This is a genomic window from Mycobacterium sp. 852014-50255_SCH5639931 (assembly GCF_001665605.1).
Taxonomy (GTDB): Bacteria; Actinomycetota; Actinomycetes; order Mycobacteriales; family Mycobacteriaceae; genus Mycobacterium; species Mycobacterium paraffinicum.
The window spans coordinates 63,441-83,707 of sequence record NZ_LZSV01000009.1 but is presented as its reverse complement, the minus strand read 5'-3'; the positions used below and the strand labels follow the sequence as shown (position 1 = coordinate 83,707).

At 63.8% G+C, this 20,267-nt stretch carries 19 protein-coding genes; 1 reads left to right on the top strand and 18 read right to left on the bottom strand.

Annotation, left to right across the window (positions count from 1 at the left end; translation table 11 throughout):
• The 7 genes from A5758_RS04510 to A5758_RS25605 all read right to left on the bottom strand — a co-directional run.
• Positions 1-575: hypothetical protein (locus tag A5758_RS04510; RefSeq protein WP_197503754.1), on the bottom strand; the 575-nt coding region annotated here is incomplete at its 3' end.
• Positions 572-1,495, bottom strand: coding sequence for a vWA domain-containing protein (locus A5758_RS04505; protein WP_067737047.1), 924 nt, complete (start codon positions 1,493-1,495; stop codon positions 572-574). The genes A5758_RS04510 and A5758_RS04505, both read right to left, overlap by 4 nt.
• Positions 1,492-2,469, bottom strand: a complete 978-nt coding sequence (locus tag A5758_RS04500; RefSeq protein ID WP_067737043.1) for a hypothetical protein — start codon at positions 2,467-2,469, stop codon at positions 1,492-1,494. The genes A5758_RS04505 and A5758_RS04500 overlap by 4 nt, the downstream gene beginning before the upstream one ends.
• Positions 2,460-2,933, bottom strand: a complete 474-nt coding sequence (locus A5758_RS04495) for a hypothetical protein (RefSeq protein ID WP_067737039.1) — start codon at positions 2,931-2,933, stop codon at positions 2,460-2,462. The genes A5758_RS04500 and A5758_RS04495 overlap by 10 nt, the downstream gene beginning before the upstream one ends.
• The gene (locus A5758_RS04490; RefSeq protein ID WP_067737035.1) at positions 2,923-3,789 is read right to left on the bottom strand and encodes a DUF58 domain-containing protein; all 867 of its coding nucleotides are present in this window, start codon (positions 3,787-3,789) and stop codon (positions 2,923-2,925) included. Before A5758_RS04490 ends, A5758_RS04495 begins: the two co-directional genes overlap by 11 nt.
• A 16-nt stretch (positions 3,790-3,805) precedes the next feature.
• Positions 3,806-4,807 (bottom strand): MoxR family ATPase, encoded by a 1,002-nt coding sequence (locus tag A5758_RS04485; protein WP_067207935.1) that lies wholly within the window; start codon positions 4,805-4,807, stop codon positions 3,806-3,808.
• A 166-nt stretch (positions 4,808-4,973) separates the two neighbouring features.
• Positions 4,974-5,126: a hypothetical protein gene (locus A5758_RS25605; protein ID WP_156622495.1), complete on the bottom strand. Its 153-nt coding sequence runs from the start codon at positions 5,124-5,126 to the stop codon at positions 4,974-4,976.
• Between the two features lie 1,124 nt (positions 5,127-6,250).
• On the opposite strand from A5758_RS25605, the gene A5758_RS04480 reads away from it, so the two are divergent.
• Positions 6,251-6,631 carry a DUF3060 domain-containing protein gene (locus A5758_RS04480; RefSeq protein ID WP_082939579.1) on the top strand — a complete coding sequence of 127 codons (381 nt, stop codon included), beginning with the start codon at positions 6,251-6,253 and terminating at the stop codon, positions 6,629-6,631.
• A 272-nt stretch (positions 6,632-6,903) separates the two neighbouring features.
• Here the strand turns inward: A5758_RS04480 and A5758_RS04475 are convergent, their stop codons facing one another.
• The 11 genes from A5758_RS04475 to A5758_RS04425 form a co-directional block, all read right to left on the bottom strand.
• Positions 6,904-7,974: a phosphotransferase family protein gene (locus A5758_RS04475; protein WP_067737025.1), complete on the bottom strand. Its 1,071-nt coding sequence runs from the start codon at positions 7,972-7,974 to the stop codon at positions 6,904-6,906.
• Positions 7,975-8,579: 605 nt separating this feature from the next.
• A complete protein-coding gene (locus A5758_RS04470; protein WP_156622494.1) occupies positions 8,580-9,566 on the bottom strand; it encodes a hypothetical protein in 987 nt (328 codons plus the stop codon).
• 241 nt (positions 9,567-9,807) lie between these two features.
• Positions 9,808-10,305 (bottom strand): hypothetical protein, encoded by a 498-nt coding sequence (locus A5758_RS04465; protein WP_067737084.1) that lies wholly within the window; start codon positions 10,303-10,305, stop codon positions 9,808-9,810.
• 272 nt (positions 10,306-10,577) lie between these two features.
• Entirely contained in the window at positions 10,578-11,750 is a 1,173-nt protein-coding gene (locus A5758_RS04460) for a CaiB/BaiF CoA-transferase family protein (protein WP_067737016.1), read from the bottom strand.
• Positions 11,751-11,818: 68 nt separating this feature from the next.
• Complete coding sequence (locus tag A5758_RS04455) at positions 11,819-13,342, bottom strand: aldehyde dehydrogenase family protein (RefSeq protein ID WP_067737013.1); 1,524 nt, start codon at positions 13,340-13,342, stop codon at positions 11,819-11,821.
• Positions 13,343-13,365: 23 nt separating this feature from the next.
• Positions 13,366-14,571 carry an amidohydrolase family protein gene (locus A5758_RS04450; RefSeq protein WP_082939578.1) on the bottom strand — a complete coding sequence of 402 codons (1,206 nt, stop codon included), beginning with the start codon at positions 14,569-14,571 and terminating at the stop codon, positions 13,366-13,368.
• Between the two features lie 205 nt (positions 14,572-14,776).
• Positions 14,777-16,003 (bottom strand): cytochrome P450, encoded by a 1,227-nt coding sequence (locus A5758_RS04445; RefSeq protein WP_197503751.1) that lies wholly within the window; start codon positions 16,001-16,003, stop codon positions 14,777-14,779.
• Positions 16,004-16,300: 297 nt separating this feature from the next.
• Positions 16,301-17,182, bottom strand: coding sequence for a mycofactocin-coupled SDR family oxidoreductase (locus A5758_RS04440; RefSeq protein WP_067737009.1), 882 nt, complete (start codon positions 17,180-17,182; stop codon positions 16,301-16,303).
• A gap of 254 nt (positions 17,183-17,436) precedes the next feature.
• Positions 17,437-17,832, bottom strand: a complete 396-nt coding sequence (locus A5758_RS04435; protein ID WP_067737005.1) for a nitroreductase family deazaflavin-dependent oxidoreductase — start codon at positions 17,830-17,832, stop codon at positions 17,437-17,439.
• Between the two features lie 55 nt (positions 17,833-17,887).
• The gene (locus tag A5758_RS04430; RefSeq protein ID WP_067737001.1) at positions 17,888-18,961 is read right to left on the bottom strand and encodes an NAD(P)-dependent oxidoreductase; all 1,074 of its coding nucleotides are present in this window, start codon (positions 18,959-18,961) and stop codon (positions 17,888-17,890) included.
• Positions 18,962-18,973: 12 nt separating this feature from the next.
• Positions 18,974-20,242: a cytochrome P450 gene (locus tag A5758_RS04425; protein WP_067737075.1), complete on the bottom strand. Its 1,269-nt coding sequence runs from the start codon at positions 20,240-20,242 to the stop codon at positions 18,974-18,976.
• Positions 20,243-20,267: the final 25 nt, after the last annotated feature.

Genomic DNA, 20,267 nt, shown 5'->3' with positions numbered 1-20,267 from the left:
GGAGACAGCGGTGGGGGCGTTGCCGGTGGCGGAGCGTTGAGCGCAGTTCGTTTGGTGGCCAATCGGTTCGCGGCGTCGTCCCGGATGGCACGCCGTTGCGGGTCCGGGTCACCGTTGCCGAGAAAACAGGATTGCGGCGCCTGGTCTACGACGGACAGCGCGCTCGCATAACGTTCCCCGGCGCGTGCCCGATCCCCCGCCGCCGCGGCACGGTCGCCCTCGGTCTCACGCACCAGTTCGAGGTTGACCCGCACCGGGCAGGAGCGGTCGGCTTCGGTGCGGGCAAGCGCGGCGGAGAAGTGAGTGTCGGCATCGTCGAGCCGGCCGTCAAGCACGGCGGCGGTGCCCGCAACGAACGGCGCCTTCGCCGGTTCCACCACGTTCGCCATGCCAAGGATTGCCGCATTGGCCTGCACAGTGTCTCCGTCGCCACTTGCGAAGGCGTGGGCCGCTGAATTTCCGGCCACCACAACGGAAAACAGCTTGACGGTAACCAGCAGCGCGACGGCGGTGACCGGCGCCGAGTAGATCAGCAGCCGCCGTCGCAGCCGCAGCCGTGCCGGTTTCGAAGTCACGATGTCAGATCCCGCCGGGCGATGCGGCCGCGCCGGAATTCGCGGACTGAAAGGTAGATCTCGGCCAGCAGCAGCCCCGCGGCGAGCAGCGCAGGCAGCCAGTACAGCTCGGTCTGTCCGTCGGCCTCCGCCCGGATATCCGGCGTGTCGGGCAGGTCGGGCCGGAAAGACTGTCCCGGATCCCGGTGTACATACGGCACGTTGAGTTGTGCTGCAATTTGTCGCAATTCGGCTTCGTTGATCGCGTCGCTGCGGCCGTAGCCCAGCACCGCTCCGCCGGCCACCGCGCTCTGCGTGAGGTTGAAGTCACCCTGGGGGGTGCGCGAACCGGGCGCACCGCAGCCGAAGTAGAGCACCACGTTTCGCGAACCCGGATACTGCTGCGCCGCCTGGATCAACTGGTATCGCAGCACGTTGTCCGCCGCTCCCCCGTTCACGTCGGGACTCGCGTTTTCGGGGCCGATCGCGGCGACGGTCGGGCGCAGGCTCCAGACATCCTCGGACAGCGGCCAGTCCAGCGAGGCCCGAGAGGCGAAGCCGACGAGCGCGTACCGTGCCGCCGGGTACTGCTTGATTACCGCGGCAACGTCGTCGCGCATCCCCGCGATCCGCGGTTCGCCGGCGCCGTAGTCGTCGACGCCTGAATCGGCCGACCGATCGACGACGAGGAACACGTTGAGGTTCTCGCCAGCCGCTCGGGTTGCGCCACGGCTGTTTTCGTCGTCACGAAGTCCGGGGCGGATGGTCGCGGCAAGGAGCAGCAGCACCGCGAAAGTCACACCGGTCCACCGTAGCGCCGCGCGACCACGCCGGCGTCCCGCCGATAGGAGCACCTGGCGCAGCGCCACCAGTCGCGCCAGGAGTAGCGCACCTGCGACGACCGCGAAGATCGCCCAGGGCAGCAGAGGATGGAGCGTCATCGGCGTAACACCAAGAGGGCTACCGACAGCAACGCCGCCGACAGCAACGCGATTACCAGCGGCACCACCGGATCGTCGCGGAAGTCCGCGATCACGACGGTGCCGTCGGCCAAGCGCGCGGGCGGGGTGTGTGCGCGAATGTCGTTGATTGCCTTGACCACCGATCCTCGTCCCGGTGCGAGGTACCGGCCGCCGCTCCGCGTGGCGAGGGCGACCAGCGAGGCGCTTGCCGGTGACGGCGCGGTGTCGATGACATTGAGCTGCGTTCCCGCGCGCTCGGCCACGTCCCACACACTGGTGTCGGTGAACAGTGCGGGGCGCGAGTCTCCTGCGGCACGGAGATCTGAGGGCCCGAGATAGATCACCGACCGCCGATGCGTGCCGCCCTTCTCGATGGTCGGGAATCCTGACATACAGAGCGCCAGAACGTCGTTCACGGTCGTCGCATAGTCGGTGTAGGGCACGGCGGGGGCGAACGACGCCGACTGCGCCGCATGAGTGCCGGTGTACTCACCGAATCGCGCTGCGGCGTACTGGTGGTCGCGCGTCAGCGGCACCAGGCGACGGTTGACCGATGTCAAGCCGATCCGTTGACGCTGAGGCGACGTGCCGGCCTGCCGCGCGAAGTAGTCGAGCAATTCAGCGGTCGCCGCATCGGTCACCGGCTGCCCGACACACAGCATGATGTCTTCGGGGTGGGCGGCGTCGAAATCGTTGCTGGCGACGGTCGGACGGGCCGCCGTCCAGGAGGCGGCGCCGAACATGGCCGTCAGGACCACCAGGGTTACCACCGTTGACAGTGATCGCAGCCGGGCTACTTTCGCGTACTCGGGCAACCGGGTCAGCCGTGCGACATTGGCTAATGGCCGCAGCCGCCGGCGGGCAGCGGTCATAGGCAGCAATGCCGCCAGCGCCACAACCGCGACGAAGCAGGCCAATCCGATGGCCGCTACCGGCCACCATTTCAGGTCCACGAGCGGATCAACTCCTGCGCCCGGATGCTCACGTCGGTGACATCGACATGCGCCTCGGCGTTGAACTGCGCGTCTGCGAGCCGAGTCAGCAGCGGCGCGGCAGCGGCCAGACTCGCATCGGCCATGGCCCCGACGTGTAGGTACTGCGCCCGCACCCCGGTCGCTTGATGCAGAAAGCTGCGCACCGTCCGGCTGATCGCCGCGCACGCCGCCGGAGCCGACATCTGCCCGGCAGCGTGCTCGTCGGCGATGCCTTGCACACGGCGGGCGAAGCGGTCACGGATCAGCCAGGCGTGCGCTCGCCGCACGACGGGGATGCGCCGCAGTTGGTGCGAGGGCAGGGTCCATACGAAAATGATTACGTACCAGATAATCACGGCAATCACCAAGATCACGGCCAACCAAAGCCACGACGACGCGTACGGCTGCGGACCGAATATGTGGCGCAGCAGATCATCCGGCACGGGCGGCCACCTCGGTCAGGCGAACGAGTTCGCGCCGGATGTGATCGCTGCCGGCGATAGTCGCGTGGGGAATCGCGTGACCGGTCAGGAACGCGTCGAGGCGGTTGCGACGGGACTGCTCGGCGCGGCGGTAAGCGGTGACCACCCGCGGGCCGAGGTCGGCTCCGTTCAGGACGAAGCGACCGGTGGCGACGTCGTACCCGTCGGTGTTGTCGGGACCCACCGCGGCCATGTCCGACACCATCGCCCACATGATGTCGTGGCGCCCGCTCAGTCTGGCGAGCACTGCGCCGAGTCTGTCATCGACCTCGGGTTCATCGGATACCACGATGATCAACATGGTGTGTCGGTAATGCGTTGCGACGTAGTCAAGTTGGGTGGCGACGTCACTGCGGCCGGGGTTGGTCGTAGTGTGCTGGTACCAGCGGTGCAGTAGTCCCTCGATGTGCGACTCGCCGCGCCGCTGCGGAATGTTCACACTGCCGCGGCGGTCGCCGTACACCATGCCGATCTGATCCGATCGCCGTAGACCGATCAACCCCACCGCGCCCATGATGTGCGCGGCGACATCGCGTTTGCCCTCCCCACTCGGGGCGAGCGCCGACATGTTGCGACCTGCATCGGCGACGAGCAAAATCTTGTGGTGCTTCTCGGAGACGAACCGCTTGATGAGCACGCTGCCCGATCGCGCAGAGGCCTTCCAGTCGATGTCCCGGACGTCATCGCCGGGCACGTACGGGCGTAGGTCGTCGAATTCCATGCTGCGCGTATGCAATAGCGCATAGCGGCCGCCTTCGAGCAGGCCGCGGGTGTCGGCGCCGAAGTGCGCCTTGGCCCGGTTGAGGTGCTTACCCAAGGTGGCCTTCGGCGCCTCAGGGAACCCTGACGACCCGCAGCGCGGCGTCGATGACGACCTCGGGGGTGATATCGGCGCTGGCCGCTTCGAATCCGAGGATGAGCCGGTGCCGCAGCACCCGGTGCGCAAGCTTCGCGATGTCCTCGGGCAGTACGTGCGCACGCCCGGACAGCACGGCCTGCGCCCGGGCCGCCTTACAGAACGCGATCGTTGCGCGGGGGCTGGCGCCGTATTCGACCAGACGCGCGATCTGCTTGGGCAGCGCCCCCGCGGGGTGACGGGTCACATCGACCAGCTGGCTGGCATAGAGCATCAGCGCGCGATCCATGTGGACATGGCGCACCACGTCCTGGACGCGGAGCACGTCCTCGAGGCCGACCACCGGCGGGGCGGGCCGCCCCTTGTCGTAGATGCCGGCGTCGATCCGCGACATCACTTCCACCTCCTCCTGCGGGGAGGGGTAGCGCACGATCTCCTTGAGCAGGAAGCGGTCGGTCTGCGCCTCGGAGAGCGGATAGGTGCCTTCCTGGTCGACGGGGTTCTGGGTGGCGACGACCAGAAACGGGTCCGCGAGGGGGTGCACCTGCCCGGCGATCGTGGTCTGCCGCTCCTCCATCGCCTCGAGCATCGCGCTTTGCGTCTTCGCGCTGGACCGGTTGATCTCGTCGAGCAGCACGATGTTGGCGTGCACCGGCCCTAGTTGGGTGACGAAGGAGTTGGTCGCCGAGTCATAGATCTGCGTGCCGATGATGTCGCTGGGCAGCAGGTCGGGCGTGCACTGGATGCGTTGAAAGCGGCCGTGAATCGACTCGGCGAGCACCTTGGCTGCGGTAGTCTTCGCCAGGCCCGGCACGCTTTCCAGCAAGATGTGTCCGCCCGCGAGCAGGCCGATGAGCAGCGACTCTCGCAGGTCGCGCTGCCCGACGATCTTGGCCGCGAAGGCCCCGGAGATGGCGTCAACGATCCCCCGGACGCCGTCGATTTCGCGCTGATCCGGTTGTGTCCTGGCTGTAGTCATACGCCCGGGGGGATACCCCGGCCCGGGATTTCCACACGTGGTCGGCCTCGTCCTCCCGACCGTAGAGTGCCAAGTTCGCGTCCGCTGCGGCGCGACACCTGTGCACTCTGGGCCTGGGGATGCCGACGGGCGCTGCCAGCCCACCGAAAACGGACAGCTCAGATGGTCAATTGCCGATTGGTGGCCGGGGTACGCCGGCCACGGGAGGGAACGGACCCTCGCCCTGCTCCGGCACTACCTGCTCAGCATCCTGCTTGGGCTCGGACTCGGGGTCGTCGGCGGTGTTGTTGGGCGCTTCATCCGCGTGGCGTCGGGTCATGGCATCTCCTTCTTTGACGATCCGGAACCCATACCCCCTCGATGTCGCTACAACCTCCCGCGCCGCGATAACTCCTAATAGCCGCGGGCCCGCTGGCAGGGCTTGGACGTGGGCGGCTGCGGATGTCGAAACTAATGACCCTCGCTTATGGGACTTTCGCCGCTAGCCCGATAGCACCCGCCTGCGATTAACTGGGATGACGTAACTCCACCACGCTGCGCTTGGGGATACTGATGAAGAAAGCAATATTGGGCGTGTCGGCGGCAGCAGTCATAGCACTGATACCCCTCAGTGTTCCCTTGGCACCAGCAGGCGCCGGCGATCCCTGTGTCAACGTCACCGATCCCGCCGCCCACCAAGCGTGCCTCGACGATTACATGCGTGAGATCTACAGACGCGAACTTAGCCAGTGCGAGGCGAGCCCACACCACGGACAGATCGGTCAGGTTTGCGGGTAACCACCTCGGCGGCTACCCAGCCGGGGGCTGGCCCGAATTGTGAACGTCACCCTTGCAGTGAAGAAAGTGGCACAACGTCGCGGCTCATTTAGCCGGTGAGGCAGGGGCTCGAACCCGCAGCTCAGTCGTCCAGCCGTTCGCCGGGAAGCCCGCCTCAACATCTTTGTGGGCGTGGTAGATCCATCCGTCGACCTTGGCGCTTCTCATCGATGGTCTGCCTGGCTGCGACGGAGTGCCCGACAACCCGGGGTAAAAGGCGACGTTAGTCGACCAAGCCACGCCATTGCGGCACCCTGACGCCGGAATATCCACGCGCACATGGATTTTAGAAACGTCTCCGCCGAAGGACCAGCATGAGTCAATAAAGCGCTTCGCCGACACGTACATTCACTCGGGTTGGCGGGGACGCATGACGGCAACGACCCGGATTATTTCTCAGTTCCGCTGCGCCACTAAGGCGATGGGACGTAAGGTTCCCGCCCCGTCGCAATATGGACACTTCGACACCCGTGGTGGACGCAACGCGACGAAAGTCCCGCAGGACATGGGTCTTTAGGCCCTACTCCCGTAGTCGTGCGTGTTGATCGGATGTAAAAGAGTTGTCCCACAACTCAAACCAATTCGCCGGAGGAAACGCGGCGTTATCGAGTTAGTAGGAGGACCCTCATGTCAAGCAGTTTGAGCATTAAGATGATCGCGGCGGTCGGCCTTGCGCTCCTCGGCGCGGCCACGACCACCACTATCGCCGCGGCCGATCCGCTTTCGCCCCCAGCCCCTTTGGCAGGGCCTGTCAACAGCGTCGACGGATTGGGCGGTGACAGGACTGTGGCCTGCGACAACGGCACCTTGTACGTCAGCGGGGGCAACCTTGTGGTCACCGTCACGGGAAACTGCGACGTGCTGAACGTTTCCGGGACCGGGCATAAGGTCACCGTCGACTCGGCCAATTCCATTATGGTGTCCGGCGGCTCGAACGAGATCACGTATCACTCCGGCACTCCGGCGGTCAACAACACCGGCAACCAGAACGTCGTGCACCAGGGCTGAGTCCCCATCTTCGGCCGGGGTCCCGCCCGCGAATGTGATGCCATGTCGGGCGGGTGCATTCCCGAACGCGCCAAGGCCTGAGCGCTGGAACAACTGCGCTCCCTTGAATGCCAAAGTGACTCTCGACAAGTCGCTTAAGCCGTATACCCCGCTCGCACTCAAGGGGGCAAGCAGCTGAAGTGCCTATTGCGCAAAGGGCTTCGGCCGCAACTGAACGAACAGCGGTACCGCTTCGCGCCTACGTCGCGCACTGCGTGCTCGGCCCGGTGGCTTTACTTGCCCGCCAATTGTTGCGCCAAAGCCCACGCCATCTGCGCCAGTGCGCGGTAGCGGTCCCGAATCTCTGATGTGCCGGCCCGGGAGTCGGCAGCATTGCCGTCGATCCCGCGCCGCCACACGCCGGCGGTGATGGAAGCAAGACGGAACATAGAAAACACGATGAAGGCATCGAGCGAGCGAGGCGGCTCTCGGTCGGCATGCCGACAGTAACTTGCAACGAATGCTTGCTCGTCGGGTATGCCGGTGCCGGTCAGATCCTCGCCCGCTACACCCCTCGTGCCGCTGAAGTCCGGCGGCAGATGGTAGGTCAGGCAGGTGTAGGCAAGGTCAGCCAACGGATGGCCGATGGTCGCCAGCTCCCAGTCGAGTACCGCAACGATCTCGGGCTCGGTCGGATGGATCAGGACGTTACCCAAGCGGTAGTCGCCGTGCGCGATGCAAGCCGGTTCATCGTCCGTTGGCAGGTGTTCCGGCAACCACTGCGCCAACTGATCCATCGCCGGCATGTCCTCGACGCGCGCAGCCTGCCACTGCCTCGTCCACAGCGCCACCTGGCGTTGCAGGTAACCCTCTGGCCTGCCGAACCCCTCGAGTCCTACCGCGCGCCAGTCCACACGGTGCAGCGCCGCAAGGACCCGTGCGAGGTCCTCGTAGACCGCCGCACGATGTGCCGGAGCGCTCTCGGGCATGGCCGGGTCGTGAAAGATACGTCCGGGGACGTAGTCCATGATGAAAAACGTTGTGCCGATGATAGATTCGTCATTGCACAGCAGCCGCATACGCGGCACCGGCACACCGGTGTCTCGCAACGCCGACATGACGCGGTGTTCGCGCTCCACTTCATGTGCCCGGGGCAGTAACTTGCCCGGCGGCTTCTTGCGAAGGACGTACTCGCCAGCGGTGGTTTGCAGGTGAAACGTCGGGTTGCTCTGTCCGCCTTGAAACTGGCGAACCTCCAGTTGACCGTCGAAGCCGGGAAGCTTTCCGCGCAAGTGCCGTGCGAGGCCGGCTTCATCGAAGCGGTGCGCAGGTAGCACCGGCACCAGTTCTGCCACGCCGTCCATCGCTGCAACGTTACGTGCGAATTCTCGAGGCGCTACGGAAATCGTCGTCTGCGACGTGTCACGGCAGCCTGAACGTGCTGCCGATATCTCAACCGAAGTAGCAACCATCGTCGATGGGCTGCAAACCCCAACGTGAGCGGATCGAACGGCGTCTTTGAGATGGCTCCAATGTTGCATATGCCCGCGTTCAACGCCCGCAACACACCGGTGTTCATTCGCGAAATTGACGATGAAGTTCGTCACGCCGGGGGGTGACCGCGCAGGTCGCGCTGCCCGACGATCTTCGCCCCGAAGCCCCAGAGATGGCCGTGCCCTCTCTCCGGCCACATTGGGCTCTAGTGTCAATTTCCGATGGGTGGTCGGGGTTCGCCCGTTAGCGGAGGGAAGGAACCTTCGCCAGCCTCGGGTACGACTTCCTCATTTGGCGCCGCGTCCGGGGTCTCGGCGGCGTCTTCGGCAAAAGTCGGCTCTCATGGCGGGTAATCACCGAGCTGCTCCAAACCGGACCGGCGATGTATCTCGGCGCAGCCACCGGCGTTCTCGTCGAATCTCTGCTTCGGCGGGCTTCAAGGGTGACATGGCACAAGGCCTCGTCCCGCCCCCGATCACGGCTCCGGACGCCACCTGAGTGGCACGTGAACGGGGAACCAACCGTCGAAAATCTCGCTGGGCGAAGGGCTGTAGGGTCTGGGATGCCACGCTTTGGGCACATCGCCGCCGCTCCAGTCGAACCAAAAGAACGGAATCTTGGCGAGCCACACTTCAAAGAACACGCCCAGCAGGTCCCGGGCAAGGTGCGAGGCCGGACACCGGTGCGGGCCTCCCCCGAAACTCCAATTCCGCTGCGGGCCATCGAGTTTGATGTCATGACCTGACATGTCATCAGCCTCGTCGCGATGAACGAATCCGACGCACAACTCGACAGGCGACCCGGCTGGGATCGTCGTTTCGCCGATTGTCACGCTGCGGCTGGTGATTCGGGACACGGTCTTCGCCCCGCCATCCAATCGCAGCAGCTCCTCGATGAACCTGCGTTGCCGGTCAGGGTTTTCGCGTAGCTCACGCTGCAATATCGGCTGGCGGGCCAGCACCGCCAGTCCGGCCCTGATAGCGAACGACGCGAAGATGAAGCCTCGGCCCACCGAGGCCATCAGTCCCAGTACTTCTTCGTCGGTGAGCGGTTCGGTGGCGAGGATACTGATCACGTCGGGGCCGCCCTGTGGGGCTCGGCGGATTGCCGCCACCATTTGCGTGTTGACCGCGTCGGGAGCGGTATCCGTCGGCAGTCCGCAGACCGTGACGAAGGCCGCGCGCCAGACAACCTCGGCGACACCCGCACCGTCGCAGCGGTCCAGTTGCGCCGCTACGGCGCCGACGCATTGTTCGATGATCGCGCGCACGGGCTTGAGCATGTCCCGCGAGTTGCCGGGAGTGAACAACTGCTCGATCATGATTTTCCGGTACGGACCGAACGGCGGATTACCGGGCATCAGCTCGCCTTGGCGGCTGGCGAAAAGCTCGCCATCGCGGATGGCAGCAAGAACGTCGTCGCGCCGCCACAGCACGTACGTGCCGTCCGGTTGCCGCAGCACTCGTTGACCGGAGCGCTCCGCGGCGGCCAGCCACTCCCGATAACCGTTGGCTGCTTCCTCGTCGGAACGCATGACTTCCAGCGCGGCGTCGCCACCCGACTCGATCACCGCGCACCACCGACTTTCACGATCGGCGGTCGCTGCGAACTAAGCATGACCGGCGCCGCCTTGAACTCCGACGCCGAAAGTCTATCGCCGAGATCGGCGAGACGTCGCCGCAACAGTCGCCGGGCTGCGGCCGCTAGGTGTGGACTTTCCAGCCCGCTAGCGGGGTGGGCGCCGCCGGAGCGTTGGGGTCATTGAACTCGATGTAGATGTCGCCTTGGTTGACGGTGCCGTCGTAGGCGATGTATCCGTGGGCGGTCTGGCCGTTGGTCACACTGCCCGAGCGCAGGGGCGGCGTCTTGTTGATCTTCTGGTAGTCAACCGTCAATGAGCCGCGTTCGACGTCCCGGTAAGGGTCTTGCCTCCACGGCGACGACGCGGCAGTCACGTAGGCCTCGCCGTAGCTGAAGGGTGTGTCGGACTTGCCGACGATGGTGAGCTCGATGACGTTGCAGCCCCCGCCGCTCCCGGTGCCACCCGACGAAACCCAGCTCACGTTGTTCAGCGTGACGTCGGCGGTCGCGGCGCTGTATTCGGTGACATGGATGGTGGTGCCGGCTTTGCCTACCGGAAACGGCGACTGTTGGGGTGTCGGGTCGGCGCCAGCGAGCGGCGCCGTTAGGCCAGCCGTCATCGCCAGCAATGTCACGACCGCTGCCCTCACGGGAGTCGATATGGCCACCAGCAGACCATAGCGCGCATTGCGTGTGTGACCAGTCCACTACGGGGGTGGGGGCGGACTGGTCGGTGCACTGGCCAGCGTCGGACTCGTCCGCAAAATTCGGCCGCGCCGTTGCGGGCCCGGCGGATGGGAGATCCGCCGCAGGTGTTCGCCGGGGAAGGACAGCACCCGGAGCCGAAACGTCAACGATTTGCCGTTGAAGCTTGAGTGGGGCGTACGCCGGCTCAGATTGCACCAGTCGAACGAAGGCGCTCAATTCCGGCCGCGTCGTAGCCCGCCAATGCGGTGAGCAACTCTTCCGTATGCTGCCCAACGTGCGGCGCTGCCGGCGGTGCAAATCCTTCGTCGGGATTGGTCTTGATGCACGTTCCTATCAGTCGCTGCGAGGTTCCATCCGGCTGAGCCTGTTCGTAGACGAGCCGACGAGCCTTGGTGTGGTCGTCCTCGAACAGGTCTGATCCCAAAAATGCTGGCGCTCCGGCGATATCGGTCGCAATGAAGAAGTCGGTCCATTCCCTGCGCGTGCGGGACTTGAATATTGCCGTCAACTTCTCGCGCAGCCGGGCCTCCGCCTCGAGATCCGTCCCCGGCTTCTGGCGCCCCGGTTCGTAGAGATCCATCCTGTCGAGTGACTCGCAGAACCTCAGCCAGAACTTGTCCTCCAGGGCGTTGAAGACCACGTAGTTGCCGTCGCTCGTTTCGTAATACTGGTAGCGAAGGGAGGCGCGGATTCCCTCGCCGTAGGCCGGTTGACCATTCGCCAACGCCGTGAGGTGCTGGAAGTTCCAGTTGATCGCCGCATCGACCTGCGCGACTTCGATGTACTGCGGCTTGCCGTCGCGCCCGGCGGCGTGCAGCGCGGCGAGTACTCCCATCGCTGCGTACAGCGGACCCGCCAGAACACCGGTCGTCCCTGTGGCCGCCCCCGAAAGGCGTGGCGTCCCGTCCGCACCGATGACCGGTGGACTCAAGCCGGCGAAACAGTCGAAGGACAGCCCGTGTGTGGGCAATCGGGTGTAGGGCCCATAGCTGCCCATGCCATTGAGCACGCAGTAGACAACCGTCGGGTTGACCGCGACGACGTCGTCGTAGCCGAATCCGAGCCGGTGCGCGGTTCCGTACCGTAGTCCGTCGATCACCACCGCCGATGTCGCGGCCAGGCGGCGGAAAGCGTCTTGACCCTCAGTCGTTTTCAGGTTGATTGCCACGCTCTTCTTGCCGCGATTCCAGTGAGAGTCCTGCAGTTCGCCGCCGGAAACCGCCGAACCGCGGAAACCACCGCCGCCAGGTGGTTCCACCTTGATCACCTCTGCGCCGAGGTCGGCCAGATGCCCGCCCAGTGCATCCGCGGAGAACAGTGACACCTCGAGGACTCGGACATCCCTCAGAAGTTCCATAACGCAACCTTTCCAGCCCGGAGTCCGGACGCGACACGGCGCGCCGCGCCTTCAGAAGTGCGGGACGGCTACATCATGGTGATTGATTTCAGCTCGGTATATTCCTCGAAACCCCAGCGCCCCTGCTCTCGGCCGAGTCCACTCTGCTTGAAACCGCCGAACGGCCCGCCGCCGTTGAACATGCCGCGCGCCGGCAAAGACCAGCCGGGCCCCTGCCCGCCACCCGGATTGGCGCCGAGGTCGGCACCGGGTGCGACAGTCTGCACCATGATGGTGCCGGTTCGGACCTGCCTCGCGACGTTGAAACCCCTTGCGCCGTTGCGCGTCATCACCATCCCTGCCAGACCGTAGATGGAGTCGTTCGCGATGCGGATGGCGTCGTCTTCGGAGCGATAGGTCATCACCGCCAGTACAGGCCCGAACACCTCTTCCTGGCATAGGCGCATGTCGCTGCGGCAGTCGACAAATGCCGTCGGCTCGTAGTAGAAGCCGCGTTCGAGATGTTCGGGACGTTTGCCGCCGACCACCAACCGCGCGCCTTCCTCCGCTCCGGCCGTAACGAAGGACTCAACTCGTTGACGCTGCTGCTCCCTGATGAGCGGCCCGACGACGGTGGCGGGATCACGTGGATCCCCGACGGTGATCATCGGAGCCATGGCTTTCAGGCCGTCGACATACGCCTCGAGTAGGTGCTCGGGCAGGAGAAGTCGCGACGTGACGGTGCATGCCTGTCCGGCATGCATCAGGACCTGCCCGAAACCGATTCCCGCGACGTCACTTTCGGCGACGTCGTCGAGAACGATGTGCGCGCTTTTGCCGCCGAGTTCCAGCTGTGCGCGTTTCATCGTGGCCGCCGATAGTTCACGGATGCGTCGGCCGGTGGCCGTCGAACCCGTGAACCCGATCATGTCGACGCCTCGGTGGGTACACAGCTCCTCCCCCACGTCGGCACCACCCACGACCACGTTGAACACACCGGGCGGGAGCCCCGCTTCCTGACCGACCTTGGCAAGCTCGAAGGCGTTCATCGGGGTCCACGGGTGGGGCTTCAGCACCACGGTGCAGCCGACGGCCAAGGCGGCCAGGCACTTTTGGATGTTGATCGAGAACGGAAAGTTGAACGGCGTGATGACCCCGACCACCCCGACCGGTTCGCGGACGACCGTCACGCCGCCCAGGCCAGTCGGCGAAACCACGGGGCCGCCCGGTGTCTCCACCCACGTCACATCATGTTCGACGAACTCGCCGTAGTAATGAGCCGCCTCGATGGCACCGCCAACCTGAATCAGGTCGGTGATGAACCCGGTCGAGCCGATCTCGGCGACGACTAGCTCTCGAAGTTCCGCCTTGCGCTCTTCGAGAACCTCAGCGAACCGCTTGATGATCTTTGCCCGCTCCCGGACCGACATCCACGGCCACGGCCCTTCGTCGAAAGCCCGCCGGGCAGCCTCGATCGCCATGGCCGCCTGCTTTGGCCCGCCGTCGACGACTCGGCCGATCAACTCCTCGTTGGACGGATCGATGACGTCGATGGTGCCGAGGGCGTTGTCGCTCGTCCACTGGCCGTCGATGAAGCTTTGGTACTCCCGCATCAGCCGAATCCGTCAGCCGTTGACTACGTCAGCGTCGGATACGGGGCGGGCTCGAAGTCGAAGACCCGGCGCGCATTACCCTGCAGCACCTTGTACTTGTCAAGGTCGGAACGGCCGTCGAGTGCCTTGTGAGCGGCCTGAAGGGAGTTGGGCCAGAGGCTGTCGGTATGCGGATAATCCGTTTCGATCATCACATTGTCGACACCGATGGAGTCCAAATTCGCCGCCCCGAAGTCGTCCTCGATGAAGCAGCCGTACATGTGTTCGCGGAAGAGCCGACGCGGTGACTCCGGGAATATGTCGGGGTCGGTGGGTACGGGTGTCAAGCGCATCGTGGCCGGATCAACCGCCCAGTTGTTGGCGCGCAGGTACTGGTAGTCGGCGGCGACATGTTCTGCACGCTCGATGAGGTAGGGGATCCAGCCGATGCCGCCCTCGGCCAGCACGATCTTCAGGTCGGGGTACTTCTGCAGCTTGCCCGAGAACAGCCAATCCGTAGTTGAGTTCGCCAGATTGAGGTTGATGTTGACCGCCTGAACCCCGAAAGGTGCGTCAGGCGACGTGGTGGGACTGACCGAGGACGATCCGATGTGCGTGCACAGCGGCATGTTCGTCTCGTTCACCACCGCGAAGAAATCGTCCCATGCCCCCGAGTGGATGGACGGAAATCCCAACGGGTGCAGATTCTCCGAGAAGGCAATGGCTTTGGCGCCCTTGCCGGCGCACCGTAGCGTCTCCTCGACGGCCAAGCGGGTATCCCACAACGGAATGATGATCATCGGGATGTAGCGACCGGGCGCCGCCGCGCACCACTCATCGATGACGAAGTCGTTGTACGCCCGCACGCACTTGAGACCTAGTTCGCGGTCACCGAGGTGGGCGAACATCTGACCACAGAACCGAGGGAAGAACGGAAAGTTCAATCCCGCGATCACATGATCCTCGTCCATGTCAGGGATGCGGGCCACCGGGTCGAAGTACGCGCGAGGCATCTCGTCGTAATTCACTGGCAGCGGGGAGTACTCAGGCGGCCTTTGGTGGGCCGCGACCAAGATGCCCATCACCGACGCGCGCGCTTGGTCGTAGATCCACGTATCGACGCCGTCGATGCGCTCGACGCGGGGCACTCGATCGCGGTCGGCGGCCGACGCGCGGTCGACCCATAGGTTCGGTGGCTCGATGATGTGGTCATCGACGGAGATCATCCATTGAAGATCTTGCTTGTCCACGAGTTCCTCCCTGATTCACCGAACCGGTTCATCGGGGGCGAGCAAAAGGGGCGGCTTCGCGCAAGACGGATACCGAATACCGGCTGACCTGATGCTAGAAGCGGCTTCGGCAGGCTGTCAAGTAGCACTTGATAAGTTGAGGGCGCGTCACTTGACGATGCGCTATTGCGTTGGCTGCGCGGTGATATGAGCGATTGCCCGCCCCTCACTGGCCGACGCGAGGACCAGGCGTGAAGACGACGGGCAGGGCCCGGTAGCCCCGAGTGACCGAGTTCCCGTGAAAATCAACTTTCGCCCCAGGCGGGATGGCGTAGTCGGGTATCCGCTTCAGAGTCTGTTCGACGCCCACCCGAAACTCGAGTCGGGCGAGATTGGAGCCGAGACAGCGGTGGACGCCGGCTCCGAACCCAAGGTGGCGGTTCGTCTGCCGGTCGAGAATGCACTTATTCGGCTCGTCGAACTCGCGCGGGTCGCGGTTGGCCGCCGCATAGTTCACCACGACCGTCTCACCCGGACAGAATCTCTGGCCGCTCAGTTCAACGTCTGCCGCGACTGAGCGATGCAGTCCGTGAACCGAGCCGGCGAACCGGATGAATTCCTCAACCGCTGTCGGCATCAACTCGGATTCGCGCACAAGTCGGTCGCGCTCCGAAGCATGGGCGCCCAGGTAGAAGAAGGCGAATGACATTGCACTAGAAGTTGTTTCGAGCCCAGCTTGCACCAGCAGAAGCGCATTCGCGACAACGTCGTCGAAGCTCAACTTCTCGCCGTCGATCTCGGCGGCGAGTAAGACATCGATGAGGTCGTCACGCGGCGGTTCACTACGACGTTTGTCGATCTCCTCGCGTACGCGAAGGTAGAGATTCGTCATCGAACCGATTCGGACCTCTTCGCTCTCACCATTGATCGCGAGGTCGGCTGCCTCGATGTAGAGCGGCACGTCCTCAACGGGCATGCCGAGCAGATGCCGGAAGAACACGATCCCGGGTTGCTGCCATGCGACGTCTGCGAGGTCCCCGCGGCCCGATTCGATGAAGTTGTCGATCAACCCATCGGTGATCGCGCGCACCTGGGGCTCCAACTCCTTCATCCGGCCCGGAGAAAAATATGGGTTGAGAACTTTGCGAAGCTGCTGCTGCCGTGGCGGATCCAAGTTGATCACGATGTCGCCAAACGACGTCGGGTTGCGTTCCATCCCAGCGGGCTTGCTGGAGAAGCTGCGCCAATTACGCAAGATCTCATAACACTCGTCGTAGCGCGTGGCGACCCACGCGCCCCCCGGTGTAGGGCCCAGAAAGGGGACATCCTGGTGACTGAAGGGTCCGTTCTCCCGCATCACTGCGTAGACCTCGTACAGGAATTCTTGGTCGTTGAAATCTTCGTGACGAAGATCGAAATTCCGGGCGTGTTCCTCCGACGATCTGCTCACCATGGATAGTCCTCTCCGCACCTGCGCGCCGGCATGCCTAGATCGACGCAACGCCGACGATCAGCCTGGGCAGACAGGACCGGACGACGGGCCGTCCAGAGTTCCGCTACACCGCAATCGTGCCACCGTCCCTGTGCCATCTGCCCGGGCCTTCGGATCTCTCGCACACGCCGAAAGTTACTTTGCCAGCACAGTAAGTCGTAGGCCGCCATCGAGTCAAGTAGCACTCGATAACCGGGCTCGCCGAGGATGCGCGCCTTGCGGCGGTGACCGAGCTAGACAGCGGTCTAGGCGGACGGGTCAGCCTCCAGGACCGTTGGGCCACTTCAGCAATGAGCCGCCGTCGACCCGGATTTGCTGTCCGGTGATGTAACGGCTCTCATCGCTGGCAAGGAAAACACCTAAGTTGGCCATATCGTCTGGCTCGATGTACGGAATCGGCATGGCTTGGAAAAGAGTGAACAGCGGTTCGGCATCCTCGCGACTGGGCTGTTTACCCTGCTGCGTGAGATCGGGACGGAACATGCTGTACATGCCGTCATTCTGCAAGAGATGCGTGTTGCAGTTGGTGGGATGGATCGCATTGACTCGAATCATCCGGCTTGCCAGCGCCAACGACATCTCTTCGACGTACCCGATGAGGACCCGCTTGCTCCAGCCGTAACCTCTCCCGCCGGGACCCATGTTCGGGTTGTCGGTGGTGCCGCTGATCATGCCCGCGGTCGACCCGGTGATGATTACCGAAGCGCCATCGGTCAGATGCGGAACCGTCACTGCGACGGTGTTCATCACACCTAGAAGGTCAACGTCACTTGCGTCGATGAAAGACATCGCATCGTGAGGACGTCCCATGGACATCGGAAGGATGCCGGCGTTCGCAACGACGATGTCGATGTGGTCGAACGCTACAAGCCCGGCTTCAACCGCCTCCCGTAGTTCGTGGCGCTCCCGCACATCGCTGATCCGCGCAACGACTCGTCGCCCCACTTCCTTCACCGATCGCTCAGTTTCCGCTAGATCGTCGGGTGCGGCTAAAGGATATGGGTTAGAGGGAATGTCGCGGCAGATGTCGACGGCGATGATGTCCGCTCCCTCTTTCGCCATCGCGACCGCGTGGGCGCGCCCTTGGCCACGAGCCGCTCCCGTGATGAATGCGACTTTTCCTTCCAGACGACCCCGCACCCGAACTCCTCACGCTGGTTTGAGCTTTCCGCTATGCCCAAATATTTGTTCCGACCCTATACTGCCGGCCCGCTCAGAGCAACTCAAAAGCGTTCTTAGGCCGAAAGTTTGAGCTCGTCGGGCGTATTTCGTCGGTTCTGATGCGTAGCCTTGCGGAAAATACGCTTCCGTTCGACCAGCTCCCCCTTGAGCCGGCACACAAGGCTGAACCCGATTGCGTCCGAAACGGCAATCGAATCGCGGCGTTGAGGACGTCACCGCGTCTGCGCGGTTTTCGTCAACACCAACGCTGCTTCGTTGTAGGGGAACAATCGGTAGAACAGCCGGGGCGCCGGCGTGATGAGTGGTGCGGCCTCGGCCTTGCTTACGATCCGGGGACTGGCCAACGCGACAGCTTTGCCCCACTTGTGCAGCACTACCGGCCCGCCGGCCAGTACGTTCTTGAGCCAGTCCGATTCGAGCCCGTACCCGATCAGGATGGCGAAGCCGTTCTGGGTCTTGAAAACTAAGAGGGGCGTTCGATATCGCCTACCTGACTTACGTCCGATGTGCTCGAGAGTCCCCAAGCATGGAAGCCACGGCGTCAGCGAGCGAGCCACAGGATTGGTGACACGACGATGGAATTCTGCGACAGCACGGGGCACTCGCATAAACGTCCTTTCCCCACGACGTGCGGCTTCTTTCAAGCTCTGGGGCGCTTCGGTATCACGCTTGAGGCCGATCCCATGCCGGCTCGCCTAACTTGGCGCGTATCGCACCCCACGGGTCAGCGTAGTGACCCGGGGCATTTCGATACGGCGAGCGTCGCGCCATGGCGAGTCGCACGATCGGGGCGATGAGCCGACCCGGGTAGTGCAACAAGCGGTACTTCTTAGCCAACTCGGCCCGCAGGTCGGACCACGAATGATGCTGGAACTGCAACGCCTCTTGGGCACGGGTGGTGTCCATCCAGTCGGTTACGAACCAGTCGTCGTCGCTGTCCGGATCGCCGGGGCGGCCAGGTGGCATGGCGCCCGGCAGGCCCAGAGCCGCCACGAGACCCGCGGTGACTTCGGCATAGGTCAGTCGATGGGAATCGTCGCCGCCTATGAGCAGGATCTCGCGAGCGACGTCGGCGGTGGTTGCCGCGGCAAACGCCCAGGCGACGTCGCGAACATCCACTGTCTGCACCCGACCGTCACTGGGCAGTGCGGCTTGAAAGTACATCGCATCGGCGGTGACTGGCAGTGCCCCTAGATCGGGGCTGAGTACGGCCCCGAGTCGCAGGACCACCCATTCCAGGGTGGACCCCCGCACAAGCTGCTCGGCCTCGGACTTCTGGCCGCTGTAGACGTCGTAGGGACGCATCGGCTCCTCGGCCCGCAAGGGGGGAGTCGTGCGGTGCGGATTGCGGGGGCCCATCACGGTGATGCTCGACGCGTGGACGAACCGCGGTTGCTTCGGTAGCCCCTCGACGATGCGAACCAGATTTGCGGTGCCGTCCACGTTCACCCGTCGTCCGACCTTCGGTATCGGGTAGATCGCCGGTGCAATCACCGCTGCGAGATGGACGATTGCATCAGGGGCGGTCTCCGCCACAAGGCGCTGAACTTGCGCGGAATCGGTGAGGTCGGCTCCCCGGAACTCAACGCCGCTAGGAAGTTTCGCGGCCGCCTTCCGGTTGGCCGGCGTGTCGAGGTCCGTGGCCACCACACGGCGGCCGCCGAGTTCGGCCAGTCTCCGCACGGTTTCCGAGCCCACCAGGCCTAAGCCGCCGGTAACGAGAACGGTGTTCGACATGGGTCTCCCGATTCAGCCGACGGGGGTGAAGGTCAGGTGCAGTTCACGTAAGCCGCGCAGGATGAAGGTCGGCTCATACTCGTAGTGGCGCTGGTTCGCCGGGCCGTGGTGTGCGTCCGAAATCGCGATATCCGCCATGCGGTCCAGCACTCTGTTCATCGAAATCCGGCCCTCCGCCCTCGCCAGCGGAGCACCTGGGCACGAGTGGACGCCGCGGATGAAGGCAATCTGTTCGCGTACATTCGGACGATCGGCGTCAAAAGTATTAGGAGATTTGAACTTCCGTTCGTCGCGGTTACATGCTCCGGGCAGCAGCATGACCGTTGTCCCCGCGGGCACCTCCACTCCGCCGACCGTGGTCGTTTTGCGCGCCAGTCTGAAGTGAGCTTTGACAGGGCTTTCCATGCGCAACGTTTCTTCGAGAAATGCCGTAATCTTGGTTCGGTCCTCCCGAAGCGACGCTTGGAGTTCCGGGTTCTCACCGATGACACGTACCGCCGCGCTGACGAGTTTGGTAGTGGTCTCCGTCCCTGCGGCGAAGAGGAAGGTCGACAAGTTCATGACGTCCTCGATCTCGGGCGTCGACTCATCTTCGTACTTTGCCTGGGCCAACTCAGTCAATACATCACCGCGCGGCGAGCGCCTGCGGTCTTCGATATAGGCGTAGAACTTCTCGTTGAGCCATTGCAAGGGGTTGTGCGCTGTTGTTCCCTCCCCGAGCTCGCCCGCAACCTGGGTACTGAATTGTGCTTTGAACTCCTCATGATCTTCTTGAGGGACACCCAGAAGATCAGCGATCACAAGCAGGGAAAAGGGTTTTGCGTAATCTGCCAGGAACTCGCAACTACCTCGCCCGAGGAAGGTGTCTAACTGCTGGTCCGCCAGCCGCCACATGAACTCCTCGTTCTCTTTCAGGCGCTTCGGAGTGATCAACCTGTTCATCAAACTTCTGGTCCGAGTGTGCAGCGGCGGGTCTTGATTCGAGATGTGCTCTGCCATGGGGGCAACATGGCGATGCTCCTCGATCAGATCGGAGACGTCGTCGGCCCCATCGGGACCGAAGGGGAAACCGGAGAACGGGCCCGCCAGAGAGTTGCACGACGAGAAGAAGGCAGGGTCCTTGTAGACCGCAACAGCTTCGTCGTATCCGGTAATTGCCATCACGTTGAATGGGGTCGCCTGGGCGACTGGACATTTCGATCGCAGATGGTCGAAGTAATGGTACGGGTCGGACACCAGCGATTGATCGGTGAAAAAGTCAACCGCGTCGAAATCTGTCATGCGCTTCTTCTCATTCCTCTCAATG